This window comes from Metabacillus indicus LMG 22858 (genome assembly GCF_000708755.2).
In the GTDB taxonomy this organism is placed as follows: domain Bacteria; phylum Bacillota; class Bacilli; order Bacillales; family Bacillaceae; genus Bacillus_P; species Bacillus_P indicus.
Genome location: NZ_JGVU02000004.1, coordinates 1 through 13422, shown reverse-complemented (window position 1 = coordinate 13422; position 13422 = coordinate 1). Strand labels below are relative to the sequence as shown.

Below are 13422 nucleotides of genomic sequence, written 5' to 3'. Positions count from 1 at the left end.
ATATGAGTTATGAATGATACCTGGACAAACGCCATGTCTTCCTGAAATGAGTAGGAGAGACACCTTCATGCTGAAGAAATGTTGTCAAAAAAGCATTGTAGCTGCTGAAGCCTGATGCCTCTGCAACTTCGCTCACTTGATTGTCGGAATAGATCAGGATCTTTTTCGCATGGCCAATCTTCAGCTTGGTTAAGTATTCTTTAGGAGAAATGCCATAATAGCGCTTGAACTGGCGGATGAAGTGATAATAGCTTAAGCCTGCCGCTTTGGCAGCATCCTGGATGTCTGCTGCTTGAGAGAAATGCTCTTCCATGTACATTCTGCCATGTTCAAGCGACTCAGGCTTTGCTCTGTTCAGGTCTTTAGGTTCGGTTCGGCTGTACTTCAGCAGCTGTGTCAGCATTTGATAGATGAGAATGTTGGTTTCGGTTTCTGCTTTGTCATCAGCCGATTCGCCCGTTTTTAAAATCCGGATCAGCGTTGTCTCATACTCCTCTTTTCCTGCCGTGCCTCTGATTAAAGTGGAGGGGGATGGAAACCATTTTTCCATGAGATGCTTCATTTCATCGCCATTAAAGACGAGGTACATCATTTCGTACGGATCTTCAGGGTCTGCTTTATATTTGTGTGGGAGTCTCATGTCGTACAGGAGCCCATCACCAGGTTCGAGTTTCATCCATTGATCATTTATAGCAAACCAGCCTTTGCCGGAGGTAACATATAGAAATTCCCATGCAGGGTAATAGTCACGTTCGAAATAAAACTCGGGCGACATCTTGTTGAATCCGCCGATTAAAGGAAAAAACAAATGCGAGCGGGCAAACCCGCTCGGCGAATAAACATGTTCAAAGTATTTTTTTTCGCTCATCGACTCACAGCTTCTTCTTCAAACGCCTTTGCATCTGAACACCACGGCGTCATGCCGAGAAGCATTTTTCGCAGGTTTGTATCCGCTTTTGCTTTTAAAGCCTCTGAAGGCTCATATCCCGGCCAGGTGCGGACGAAGGAAGGTGCGTAATTAAAAATGAGGGAGCGTCTTGTTTCCTCAGATAAATTGTTTAAAGCTGAGTGATAGGCAGAGCCGTGAAAAACAACGGCTGTTCCCTTTTTCACGTTCATTCGGACATGCCCAGGCATATCTTCCTGATTCTCAACCTTTGGCAGCTCATCGTTGCTCATGTGAACACTTCCCGGAAGGAAAGCAAGACATCCCCCGTCATAGCTTACGTCAGACAGGAAGTAGAACACTTTAATCATGAAGGGAACCGGTTTTTCATCGACAAACAGCATTGTGCCCGTGTCACGGTGCCAGTTTGTATGAGCTGCTTTTTTCGGAGGCTTGATTAAGCCGTCGTTATCGATCATCACGAACTGGTCTCCAAGGAGGTCCCGCATCACATTCATCATTTTTGGATTTTCCATCAGCTCAAGAAAGGCCTCTTCATGCTCAATGATTCCGCAGATCTGATCGACATGATCAAGGACTCCGGTTTCAGGATTTTTACGGTTTTCCTCGCGAAACACTGTCATCGCCTGATCCAGCTTCTCATTATAGTAAGCGGTTTCTTTTTGCGGCAGAAAATCCTCAAAAACCAAGTATCCGTCTCGTTCCCACATCATTTTTTGTTCAATAGTTAAACCGTGTAAATTCATTCCGTCTCCCCCTTAATCCCTTGAATAACCTCATTATAGAAGAAAGTTTATTGATAGGCTATATTGATTTATGCTCAATATACACAAAAAATTGCTGTTATTTATCACAGCAATTTACGGGTTTATGAAAGAGCGGATAATGTTTTTTTAGAGGGTGACCTGAGTAATTTACTAAAACACAAGCTTGTCAAAAGAGAGAATACAAAGTATATTTAATTGAGAATGATAATCAATCGTAATTGCACAATCAAAATAGATGATTCATTAAGGGGATGAAGGGTGTGAAGAAACACGAATTGTTTGATGTAACAGTCATAGGAGGAGGTCCGGCGGGGCTGTATTCTGCTTTTTACAGCGGGCTTAGAGAAATGAAAACGAAAATTATTGAATTTCAGCCGATGCTTGGCGGAAAGGTTCATGTATATCCAGAGAAGATGATTTGGGATATTGGAGGAATGACTCCCATTACAGGTGCAAAATTAATTGAACAGCTTGTTAAGCAGGGGCTGACGTTTCAGCCGGAGGTCGTGCTGAATGAGAAAATCGTGTCCATTTCAAAAACTGAAGAGGGAATCTTCGAACTAGAAGCAGCATCAGGCCGCACACATTTCTCCAAGACGATTATCGCGGCAGTTGGAGGCGGCATACTGAATCCTCAGAAACTCGAAATTGAAGGGGCAGAGAGATTTGAAGTATCAAACTTGAATTACACGATTAAATCGTTAAAGCGCTTTAAAGACAAGACGGTCATTATTTCAGGGGGCGGGAATTCAGCGATAGACTGGGCGCTTGAACTGGAGCCGGTAGCAAAGAGCGTCTATGTTGTGTACCGAAAGGATGCGCTAAAAGGCCATGAAGCACAAGTATCCCAGCTGATGAACAGCAGAGCGGAGTGCCTTTTCCATACATCGATTACAAAACTCCTCGCTTCTGATGATCACGAACGAATCGAGAAGGTAGAACTGACGAATCATCAAACAGGAGATACCTTCTTCCTCGAAGTAGATGAAGTTGTCATTAACCATGGATACGAAAGGGATGCGGCCCTGTTGCAAAACAGCAGCCTGAACATAGCCCTTGCTGAGGAATTTTATATTGCCGGGAACCAATCAAGCGAATCATCTGTAGAAGGTCTTTATGCAGCGGGAGATATTCTCATGCATGAAGGCAAACTGCATCTGATTGCGGGAGCTTTTCAGGATGCAGCAAACGCCGTGAACAAGGCAAAGCAGTACATACAGCCGGGAGCGCATAAAGCAGCAATGGTTTCTTCTCATAATGAGGTGTTTAAAGAGCGGAACAGAGAATTAGTTAAAGAGATGATGAGATAGCTGAATAATAGAGAGGGCTCATCTCTCTTGATTTATGAAACAGTAATATATATAAAGCAATGCGTTTTATGGGGGGGGGATTGCATTGCTTTATGTATTTTCAAGAACGATTGTATATTTTTTTTGAATATGGAACGTATCAAGTAAAAATACTTGCCGCCGAATATACCAACAATAAACTCATGATCACTCGAAAGAACTTGTCATATTCAGAAAAGAATTTTTTGAACATTGAACCGAACCCAGACCACAATAAAAGTGCTGTCCACCCTAGAAGAATAGACAGAGATAAGTAAAAACCTATTGCTTCATATGATGAATAGTACGGTAATACAAAAATACTCATAACGGTTAAAAAGAACAAAATGCTTTTGATATTTATTAGCTGGAAGATAAACCCTGATAAAAAAGAAGATCTCTCGATGCTGGAATCTTCCCCCGAGCCTTTTCGGAAGCCCACCCTCCATGCCAAGTAGAGTAAATATGCCGCACCAGCTGCTTTAAAATACGGCTCTACTAAAGGTATCGAATCGTATAAGCTTGTAGTAAATACTCCGCTTAAAAGACCTAATAATGCAAATCCTGCCAATATTCCGCTGTTGAATTTCCATGATTTTATAAAACCGAATTTCCGTCCTTCATTCATCATTAAAATATTGCTTGGACCTGGTGTAACTGAAGTAATAATTACATAGGAAAGAAACGCTGCTATATTCATAAATCCACCCTCGTTTTCTAATTTACTATTGAACAGTCTTTATTGTAAGATGACATTGATGATAAATAAAATCGAAATTGTTATTTTCATTATCATTTTTTTCGATAATATTTTCAGGTAAGGAGAAACGTTATGGAAATCAGACACCTAGTAACATTTATGACGATTGTGGAAATAGGAAGTTATACAGCCGCTGCTTCTAAGCTAGGCTATACGCAATCCACAATTACTGCACATATACAATCGCTTGAACAAGAAATTGGAGGAGAGTTATTTACTTATGTAAAAAGGAAACTGCAGCTTACTCATACAGGCAGGGAACTGATCCCCCTAGCCGAAGATCTACTGGCTACTCATGAACAAATAAAAAATATGCGGGGTGCCAATGAATTTGGGGGAGTTTTAAAAGTGGCTGCTCCGGAATCACTGACTATTTCAAGGCTGTCCCCAATTATTAGAGAGTTCACTTTAAAATATCCTCATGTCAGACTTATACTTAGCAACGGTACATGCGGGCAAAACCAAATTGACTTGATGACAGGACGGGCAGATGTCGCCTTTATGGTCTATCCGGAATTCAAACCGGAGAAATGCTATCATTATCCATTGCTTGAGGAGAAAATTGTCCTTGTGGGCAGCAATAATAGCCTGTACCATTTTGACCAGTACAAAAGAAACCAAACCAACCATTTTTTTATCACAAATGAAGAAGGCTGCAGTTACAGGTCGATGTTTGAAAAATATCTCTTGAAACGTGATCTATACAACTTTCAAATAATGGAATTATGGAGTATAGAAGCTATTAAAAAGATTGTTATGAGTGGGATTGGCTTTTCTGTATTGCCTTACATTACTGTTAAAGAAGAAATAGAAAGGGGAGAATTGAAAATCATTCATCACAATGAAAAGTTTGATCAAATTTATTCTCATATGCTGATAAAAAGGAAAAAATGGCTGTCTCCAGCAGTAAAAGCATTTGTTGAGCTTGTTTTAAATTCAACCAATGAAACGGATAAAGGTGTTCAAAATAAAATCGTGGAATTAACCAATTGATTATAGAACTGACAAATAATTAATAGAGTGCTGAATACAGTGCGATATCAGTTGGAAATGGAAATGACATTCTCAGACGTGGTCACACAACTCGGACAAAACAAAGCAAATGCCATAGAGGCTCTTTGCGGCGTTTCCCAGAAAGTGACGTCTAATATGGGAATCCTGGGAGAGCAGGTTGATCGCGGGACTGTAAACTAAAAGCATAATACGAAAGTCGCCTCCATCCTGTGAAGCGGCTTTTTTAAATTATGGATAAAATCATAGCTCACATGAATCTGCTGTGAATGTGCTCACTTTTGATTTGAGGAAAAGGTTTCGTGATATTGTTAAGAAAAGATTAAATGTGTAAAAAGAAACAGGAATTTGTCGTTTTATTTCGAATGTGTATAGAGTTAAGCAGCATGCCCGATAAATGGTCCTAGGAGGATGAGAATGGCTCAAAATGATATGATGCATCCGAAATTAAGCAAAGTGATTGAAAATATAGAGCGTGTCATGGTCGGGAAGCGCGATGTCGCTGTACTCAGCCTTGTGGCAATTCTTGCGGAAGGACATGTTCTGCTTGAAGATGTGCCGGGAGTCGGAAAAACGATGATGGTCAGATCCCTTGCAAGATCTGTGGGAGCGGATTTTAAGAGAATCCAGTTCACGCCTGACTTGCTTCCTTCTGATGTCACAGGTGTTTCCATTTACAACCCGAAAACCCTGGAATTCGAATACCGTCCGGGTCCGATCATGGGCAACATTGTCCTTGCGGATGAAATCAACCGGACATCTCCTAAAACGCAGTCTGCTCTCCTTGAAGGAATGGAGGAGGCCAATGTAACGGTTGACGGGGTGACGAAATCACTCGGCAAGCCGTTTTTCGTAATGGCTACACAGAACCCTATTGAGTATGAAGGCACGTACCCTCTGCCTGAAGCACAGCTGGACCGGTTCCTTTTCAAAATCAGGATGGGATACCCATCTGCAGGTGAAGAGCTTGAGATCCTGAACCTTGCGGAGAAAGAACGTCCGATTCACACTCTTGAACCTGTCATCACAAAAGAAGAACTTGTTAAGTTGCAGGGTGAAATTCAAACCGTGTATGTGGACGAAACGGTTAAACGGTATATTATTGACCTCGTCACAAAAACACGCAAACATCCGTCCGTTTATTTAGGAGCAAGTCCCCGCGGGTCCATCGCCCTCATGAAAGCCGCGCAGGCATATGCCTTTTTATACGGCCGTGATTATGTGATTCCGGATGATATCCAGTTCCTTGCTCCTTACACCCTTCCTCACCGGATGATCCTTAAGTCCGAAGCGAAATACGAAGGAAAGTCTGCCGAACAGCTGCTGACTGAAATCATTTCCAGGACGCCCGTTCCTGTGCAAAGGTCGATGAGCCGTTAATGAAAAGTTTTTTTCTGAAAATCCGGTATGTCTGGAAGCTTGTCAGTCTGTTGTTTTTCACGGCGGTTACCTTTGCATATGCGATGTTTCAGGGGGGATTTGTCAGCTGGTTTCTTTTTTACAGCTTTATGCCCATTTCCCTGTATTCCCTGCTCGTTGCCCTCTGCCCGCTGCGGACGTTTGAAGTCACAAGGGCCATTAATCAGGAGCAGTTTTCAGTGGGGGAAAAGCTGATCGGGACAATAACAATTGAGCGTGCCTTCCCGTTTCCCTTGTTTTACTTGGTGGTGGAGGATGTACTGCCGGAAAAACTCTCAAAACTTATGGAGATGCAGGAGCCGAAAAAGCTGCTGTATCCATGGTTTAAAAAGAAAATCATCATGAGCTACGAATTAAGCCGGATGCCAAGGGGAGAACACCGGTTTACACAGGTCCGGGTAAGAACCGGCGACTTGTTCGGACTGATTGATAAAGAAGTGACATTTGATGCCGAAAACTACTTTCTCGTCTATCCGCATTCTGTTGATTTATCCTACAGACAGAATGAAAAACAGTTTGAGCAGGGGGCAGCGAGCTCAAAAGCGAAGTTCTGGCAGGACACGACTATGGCTATCGGCATAAGGGATTACCAGCCGGGAGACAGGTTCTCCTGGATTGACTGGAAATCAACTGCAAGACGCGACCGCATTATGACAAAGGAATTTGAACAGATGCAGAGTCACGATGTTGTAGTGATGATGGACCGCACGCCATCAGATGTATTTGAGGAAATCGTCACGTTCTCGGCATCCCTTGCTAAATCAATCATCAAAAGCGGTGCCAAACTCGGATTTGTTTCCATCGGCAGCGAAAAGTCCATTTTTTCCATTGGGGAGACGGAACAGCATTTGCAGCAGATCTACTACCACCTTGCAAAAACGGACTGCGACAGCGGGACATCGTTTGCGGAAATTGCAGAAACGGAGCTTCCTGTCTGGCAATCTAAAAATGCGACCCCTCTGCTTGTTACATCCGCCTTATCTCTTGATTTGGTCAGAAAGCTTGAACGCCTGGGATCGCGCAGCCATGCGACGCTCGTCTTTCTTGTGAAAAAAGAGGGTGAACGGATAACAAGTGAAGAAAAAGTGATGATGGACCGGCTGATCAAACGGAAAATCATAACAAAAGCCGTCGGAGCGGGACGGTTTGAAGAAGCCTTTAAAGAGGTGAGCATGCTGTGAGTGAACAATTTGAAAGACAGACAGCGATTTTCATCTACTATGCCTTTGCCTTTCTTTTATTATGGGAGTGGCTAAGACCCCTTCAGGACTTTACCGAAACAGGAAACACCCTTGTGTTTGTCCTCTTTATCGGGATCAGCTTCTTTTTCATTTCAATTGGAGCCAAATGGTACACCGCTGCTGCTGTAAAAATCGTCTATATTCTGTTTGTGCAGCATCTTTTGTTTTTTGAAGGATCTCTTTTGAATCCTTCCTGGATAGGGACGTTTATAAATGACATTAGAGATAACATTGCTCTTATGATGAATGCGTCATGGATGGACATAACCTCACCGTTCAGGACGCTGCTGTTCTTTGTCCTGCTTTGGCTGCTTGTGTACCTGATTAATTATTGGATCGTTGTCCAAAAGCGCATCATGTTCTTTTTTATCATAACTCTTGTGTATGTCACCGTTCTTGATACGTTTACAGAGTATGATGCAAGCATCGCCATTGTAAGAATTGTCGTGATTGGCTTTGTGCTGATTGGTCTTCTGTATCTTGAAAGACTGCGTATTCATGAACGGATTAAGAGGGACCGCTATATGACAGTCAAGTGGGTTCTGCCGCTTAGTGCCTTGATCGGTTCTGCCGTTTTTGTCGGAATCCTTGCCCCGAAAGCGGAGCCGCAGTGGCCGGACCCGGTTCCTTATCTGACGGCTTACGGCAGTCAGGATGAAGGGCCGAACGGCGGTGTCAATAAAATTGGATACGGCCCGAATGATGAACAGCTCGGCGGTTCTTTTGTAGCTGACAATACCCCTGTTTTCACCGCAGTTGCTGAAGACCGTCACTACTGGAAAGTGGAGACAAAAGATGTTTATACGGGAAAGGGATGGGAACTGTCAGATCCTGAAGCGGATAATGTGCAGATGGATCCAGATGAAATCACGGTCCTTTCTACAGAAGAAGGGACAGAGACCGTTCCGATGACAGCCAGTGTGGAAATTGACCGAAGGTACAGATATGATCACATCATTTACCCTGCAGGCGTGCAGTCTGTCAGTCTCCCTGAGAATGCCATTCTCGATGTGAACCCGGTTTCTGAACAGATGAGACCGCGCATTTCAGAAGACAGAGGCTACTTTCCGCCCGGCTCCTACGAAACAGCATACAATTTTCCTAATTTTAAAATTGACGAACTGCGGAAAGTCACATCAAATGAAGGACTCTCAGAAGAGGAGATTGCCCGGTATACACAGCTGCCTGAAGAACTTCCGCAGCGTGTCCGCGATCTTGCGCTTAATCTGACGGAGAGCAACGGCAATTACTATGATAAGGCAAAATCAATCGAGACGTACCTGGGCGGTTCACAGTTTTCCTATGAAAGAACAGACGTAGCAGTTCCAAGAGGGGAAGAGGATTACGTTGACCAGTTCCTTTTTGAGACGTTTAAAGGCTACTGTGATAACTTCTCCACTTCCATGATCGTTCTGCTTCGTGCTGCGGATATTCCTGCCCGCTGGGTGAAGGGCTATTCAGACGGTTCTTTCGTCCAGAGCCTTGGAGGCAGCAAAAAAGAGTATACAGTGACAAACAATAATGCCCACTCCTGGGTTGAAGTATATTTCAGCGGCATCGGCTGGGTGCCGTTTGAGCCGACGAAAAGCTTTACAAACCCCTATGATTTTACGTTTAATCTCAATACTTCCGAAACGCCTGAAGCCGAAACACCTGAACAAAGAGAACCTGAGCGGGAGCCTGTTCCTGAAGATAGCCAGACGGCAAACTCAGACAGCACATCAAAAAATCCACTTCCGTTTAACATTCAGATCGGCAGTACTGCTTTTTATCTCATTCTGGCAGCTGCTGCGGTCATTGCGTTAGTTCTATATAAAACAAGATTAAGATGGATGCCGTACGTGATCCTGTTCAGGTATAAGCACCGGAAGGACGAAAAGGTCTACGGCGAGGCCTACAATGCCCTTCTTAAACAGCTTGAACGATACGGTCTGAAGCGTCAGGACGGACAGACCCTGCGTGATTATGCCCGCTATATCGACTCGTTTTTCGATATGCGGGATATGACTCAGCTGACGGCCAGCTATGAGAAATCGCTGTACAGGGGAGACAGTTCGAAAGAAGAATGGATAAAATCGATAAAGTTGTGGGAAAATTTAATTAAAAAGATAGCATCTTGACCGAATTGCGGGAGATTGTTAGAATAGGGAAAATTAATAGTACTTACCCTTCATATATCCTCGATAATATGGTTCGAGAGTCTCTACCGGATTGCCGCAAATAATCTGACTATGAAGGCAGAATATACACCTGTAAAAGCTGGAATTCTGCCTTCTTTTCTTTTTGAATTGGAAGGTGTAGTTCCAGCTTTTTTTATGCTCAATTTCTGAATCCTATTTTTTAGGGTATCTTTTAAATGAGGTGAACATCCGTGAACAACTTGCATGATGAAATGGTAGTCGTTTTGGATTTCGGAAGTCAGTACAACCAGCTGATTACCCGCAGAATCCGTGAGCTTGGCGTATACAGTGAGCTTCATCCTCACACGCTGACAGCAGAAGAGATCAAGGAAATGAACCCTAAAGGAATTATCCTTTCAGGCGGACCAAACAGTGTTTATGGCGAAAATGCCTTCCGCTGCGATGAGCGGATTTTTGACCTGGGCATCCCGGTTTTCGGGATTTGCTACGGTATGCAGCTGATGACTCACTACCTTGGCGGGAAAGTAGAAGCTGCCAATCACCGTGAGTATGGAAAAGCGACATTGAACGTTCAAACAGAAACTGCTCTTTTCGCAGATCTTCCTAAACAGCAGATTGTGTGGATGAGCCACGGCGATCTTGTAGCTGATATCCCGAATGACTTTATCGTTGATGCAACTAGCCCATCATGCCCTTTTGCTGCAATCAGCAATGAGGAAAGACGTCTTTACGGCGTTCAGTTCCATCCGGAAGTGCGCCATTCAGAATTCGGAAACGATATGCTCCGCAATTTCGTATTCGGAGTGTGCGGATGCAGCGGTGAATGGTCCATCGAAAGCTTTATCGAGCTTGAGCTTCAAAAAATCCGCGATGAAGTCGGCGACAAAAAAGTGCTTTGTGCACTGAGCGGGGGCGTAGATTCTTCCGTTGTGGCCGTACTTATTCATAAGGCGATCGGCGATCAGCTGACTTGTATCTTCGTTGATCACGGACTTCTCCGCAAAGATGAAGCTGAAGGCGTAATGAAGACATTCAGTGAAGGCTTTAACATGAACGTCATTAAAGTGGATGCAAAAGACCGCTTCATGGACAAGCTCCGCGGCGTATCCGATCCTGAGCAAAAACGTAAAATCATCGGCAATGAGTTCATTTATGTATTTGATGATGAGGCAACGAAGCTAGAAGGAATTGAATTCCTTGCGCAGGGTACGCTTTACACAGATATTATCGAGAGCGGAACGGCAACAGCTCAAACGATTAAATCGCATCATAACGTAGGCGGACTTCCGGAGGATATGCAGTTCAAACTGATTGAGCCGCTGAACACTCTCTTCAAGGATGAAGTGCGCGCGCTTGGTTCTGAGCTTGGCATTCCTGATGCAATCGTTTGGCGCCAGCCTTTCCCGGGTCCTGGACTTGGGATTCGCGTATTGGGTGAGATCTCAGAAGAAAAACTTGAGATTGTTCGTGAATCAGATGCAATCCTTCGTGAAGAAATCGCAAAAGCGGGTCTTGAACGGGATGTATGGCAGTACTTCACTGTTCTCCCTGATATACGCAGTGTAGGTGTTATGGGGGATGCAAGAACATATGATTACACAATCGGCATACGCGCCGTAACGTCAATCGACGGCATGACCTCTGACTGGGCACGTATTCCGTGGGAAGTTCTCGAGATCATCTCTACTCGCATTGTAAATGAAGTAAAACACATAAACCGCGTAGTTTATGACATCACGAGCAAGCCGCCGGCTACAATTGAATGGGAATAAACGAACAAAAACGAACATTTTATATAAAATGTTCGTTTTTTTTGTTGACGACTTTGTGCCTATGCTGATAAGATAGACCTATCAAAAATATTGTCTAAATACGTCGTATAAAGTTGGGGATATGGCCCAAAAGTTTCTACCAAGCTGCCGTAAAGAGCTTGACTACGAGGTATTATATAGTTCGGTGCATTTGGATAACTCTAATGTGTGCCAATCTGTCTAATATCCATGTCGTCAAGCGCTCCTCTGCAGCAGGGAGCGCTTTTTTTGCACTTATCTGTTTGTTCATACACGGGCCCCCGGCACGACGTTAAGATACAGGAGGATTTAACATGAAAAAGTATTTTCAGTTTGAAGAGCTTGGCACGAACTATCGCCGCGAGTTTATCGGAGGACTGACAACGTTCTTATCAATGGCTTACATCCTGTTCGTCAATCCGCTGACACTTTCTCTGGCGTCAGTTCCTGATTTTCCAAACGAATTAAGAATGGATCAGGGAGCTGTGTTTACGGCGACTGCTCTTGCTGCAGCTATTGGATCTCTATTGATGGGGCTCATAGCCAGGTATCCGATAGCGCTTGCTCCGGGAATGGGGCTGAACGCATTCTTCGCCTTTACAGTTGTTCTAACAATGGGCATCCCTTGGCAGACAGCATTATCAGGCGTTCTTGTTTCGGGTCTGATCTTTATTGTTTTGACAACTTCAGGTCTCCGAGAAAAAATCATTAACTCAATCCCGGAGGAACTGAAGTACGCTGTTGGAGCCGGTATTGGATTGTTTATTACTTTTGTAGGTTTTCAGAATGCGGGAATCATAACAAACAACGACGCTGTGCTTGTAGGTCTCGGCAATTTGAAAGACGGAAACGCATTGCTTGCGATTTTCGGAGTATTTGTGACTGTTATCTTTATGGTTAAGCGAATTAACGGCGGAATTTTCTACGGAATGATCCTTACAGCAATTGTGGGAATGATCTTTCAATTAATTGACGTTCCGACACAAGTGGTTGGAGCTGTTCCAAGTCTTGAACCTACATTCGGTGCTGCTTTTGCAAATCTTGATCAATTATTCACCATTCAAATGCTGGTTGTCATTCTGACTTTCCTTTTTGCAGATTTCTTTGATACTGCAGGAACACTTGTAGCGGTAGCTAACCAGGCAGGGCTTATTAAAGAAAATAAACTTCCTAGAGCAAGTAAAGCGTTATTTGCAGACTCTGCTGCAACGGTTATTGGTTCGATTCTGGGTACATCAACAACGACTTCCTACATTGAATCATCTGCAGGAGTTGCGGCAGGTGCGAGAACGGGATTTGCATCCGTCGTAACAGCCGGGCTGTTCCTTCTCGCCTTGTTCTTCTCGCCGCTGCTCGGTGTCATCACAGCGCCGGTAACAGCGCCTGCACTTATTATAGTAGGAATACTCATGGTTTCATCTCTCGGAAAAATAGACTGGAACAAGTTTGAGATTGCTGTACCGGCATTCCTGACTATCATTGCCATGCCGCTCACGTACAGCATCGCAACAGGAATTGCTATTGGGTTTATCTTTTATCCGGTAACAATGATTGTGAAAGGGAAGGCGAAAGAGATTCATCCGATCATGTATGGATTGTTCATCATCTTCATCCTCTACTTTGTCTTTTTGGCAGGATAATAGAATAGAAGGAAAAAAGAGATGCTGCGGCATCTCTTTTTTTGTTGACTTTACCTTCTGGTGTTGGTATATTAACTCTTGTGCTTTTTAAGAGAAGCGCACGGAGCTGAAAAATACCATTAAAAAAACGTTGACGCATCAAAGTTATCGTGGTATATTAATATCTGTTGTCGCGAACGAATGACAACACAGCTTCTGAAAAAAGATGTTGACTTTATGAATCTAGTATAGTATGATTTAAAAGTTGCTCTTGAAGCAAAAAAATGATCTTTGAAAACTAAACAAAACCAAAAGCGTACCAAACGTTTTAAATTTTTTAAGTCAGCAACATTTATGAGTCACAAATTTTCTTCGGAGAGTTTGATCCTGGCTCAGGACGAACGCTGGCGGCGTGCCTAATACATGCAAGTCGAGCGGA

At 43.6% G+C, this 13422-nt stretch carries 10 protein-coding genes, 1 rRNA gene and 2 riboswitches; of the genes, 8 read left to right on the top strand and 3 right to left on the bottom strand.

What is annotated here, in order from left to right; translation table 11 throughout:
• Positions 1 to 7 precede the first annotated feature (7 nt).
• The gene (locus tag AZ46_RS12605; protein WP_029286144.1) at positions 8 to 868 is read right to left on the bottom strand and encodes a helix-turn-helix domain-containing protein; all 861 of its coding nucleotides are present in this window, start codon (positions 866 to 868) and stop codon (positions 8 to 10) included.
• The gene (locus tag AZ46_RS12600) at positions 865 to 1653 is read right to left on the bottom strand and encodes a phytanoyl-CoA dioxygenase family protein (protein ID WP_029286142.1); all 789 of its coding nucleotides are present in this window, start codon (positions 1651 to 1653) and stop codon (positions 865 to 867) included. The genes AZ46_RS12605 and AZ46_RS12600 overlap by 4 nt, the downstream gene beginning before the upstream one ends.
• A 281-nt stretch (positions 1654 to 1934) precedes the next feature.
• Here AZ46_RS12600 and AZ46_RS12595 point away from each other — a divergent pair, with 281 nt between their 5' ends.
• Complete coding sequence (locus AZ46_RS12595) at positions 1935 to 2984, top strand: NAD(P)/FAD-dependent oxidoreductase (protein WP_029286141.1); 1050 nt, start codon at positions 1935 to 1937, stop codon at positions 2982 to 2984.
• A gap of 139 nt (positions 2985 to 3123) precedes the next feature.
• Here AZ46_RS12595 and AZ46_RS12590 read toward each other — a convergent pair whose 3' ends face one another.
• Positions 3124 to 3702 (bottom strand): LysE family translocator, encoded by a 579-nt coding sequence (locus tag AZ46_RS12590; RefSeq protein WP_029286139.1) that lies wholly within the window; start codon positions 3700 to 3702, stop codon positions 3124 to 3126.
• 132 nt (positions 3703 to 3834) lie between these two features.
• Between AZ46_RS12590 and AZ46_RS12585 the strand changes: the two genes are divergently transcribed.
• From AZ46_RS12585 to AZ46_RS12555, 7 genes are all read left to right on the top strand, one after another.
• Positions 3835 to 4755, top strand: a complete 921-nt coding sequence (locus AZ46_RS12585) for a LysR family transcriptional regulator (protein WP_029286137.1) — start codon at positions 3835 to 3837, stop codon at positions 4753 to 4755.
• Positions 4756 to 5190: 435 nt separating this feature from the next.
• On the top strand, positions 5191 to 6153 hold the full coding sequence (locus tag AZ46_RS12580) for an AAA family ATPase (RefSeq protein ID WP_029286135.1): 963 nt from the start codon (positions 5191 to 5193) through the stop codon (positions 6151 to 6153).
• Positions 6153 to 7373 (top strand): DUF58 domain-containing protein, encoded by a 1221-nt coding sequence (locus AZ46_RS12575; protein ID WP_029286133.1) that lies wholly within the window; start codon positions 6153 to 6155, stop codon positions 7371 to 7373. The genes AZ46_RS12580 and AZ46_RS12575 overlap by 1 nt, the downstream gene beginning before the upstream one ends.
• Entirely contained in the window at positions 7370 to 9553 is a 2184-nt protein-coding gene (locus AZ46_RS12570) for a transglutaminase TgpA family protein (RefSeq protein ID WP_029286131.1), read from the top strand. The genes AZ46_RS12575 and AZ46_RS12570 overlap by 4 nt, the downstream gene beginning before the upstream one ends.
• A gap of 30 nt (positions 9554 to 9583) precedes the next feature.
• Positions 9584 to 9685, top strand: a riboswitch (purine riboswitch).
• Between the two features lie 140 nt (positions 9686 to 9825).
• Positions 9826 to 11346 carry a glutamine-hydrolyzing GMP synthase gene (gene guaA, locus AZ46_RS12565; RefSeq protein WP_029286129.1) on the top strand — a complete coding sequence of 507 codons (1521 nt, stop codon included), beginning with the start codon at positions 9826 to 9828 and terminating at the stop codon, positions 11344 to 11346.
• Positions 11347 to 11429: 83 nt separating this feature from the next.
• Positions 11430 to 11531: riboswitch (purine riboswitch) on the top strand.
• Between the two features lie 147 nt (positions 11532 to 11678).
• Positions 11679 to 13004 (top strand): NCS2 family permease, encoded by a 1326-nt coding sequence (locus AZ46_RS12560; RefSeq protein WP_029286127.1) that lies wholly within the window; start codon positions 11679 to 11681, stop codon positions 13002 to 13004.
• Positions 13005 to 13352: 348 nt separating this feature from the next.
• Positions 13353 to 13422: ribosomal RNA gene (locus AZ46_RS12555) — 16S ribosomal RNA — on the top strand; the annotation flags it as partial.

Bases quoted from the DNA above. Each gene is read 5' to 3' on its own strand.
- AZ46_RS12585 (WP_029286137.1), top strand. From the start codon at position 3,835: ATGGAAATCAGACACCTAGTAACATTTATGACGATTGTGGAAATAGGA.
- guaA (WP_029286129.1), top strand. From the start codon at position 9,826: ATGGTAGTCGTTTTGGATTTCGGAAGTCAGTACAACCAGCTGATTACC.
- AZ46_RS12575 (WP_029286133.1), top strand. From the start codon at position 6,153: ATGAAAAGTTTTTTTCTGAAAATCCGGTATGTCTGGAAGCTTGTCAGT.
- AZ46_RS12590 (WP_029286139.1), bottom strand. From the start codon at position 3,702: ATGAATATAGCAGCGTTTCTTTCCTATGTAATTATTACTTCAGTTACA.
- AZ46_RS12600 (WP_029286142.1), bottom strand. From the start codon at position 1,653: ATGAATTTACACGGTTTAACTATTGAACAAAAAATGATGTGGGAACGA.
- AZ46_RS12605 (WP_029286144.1), bottom strand. From the start codon at position 868: ATGAGCGAAAAAAAATACTTTGAACATGTTTATTCGCCGAGCGGGTTT.
- AZ46_RS12560 (WP_029286127.1), top strand. From the start codon at position 11,679: ATGAAAAAGTATTTTCAGTTTGAAGAGCTTGGCACGAACTATCGCCGC.
- AZ46_RS12580 (WP_029286135.1), top strand. From the start codon at position 5,191: ATGGCTCAAAATGATATGATGCATCCGAAATTAAGCAAAGTGATTGAA.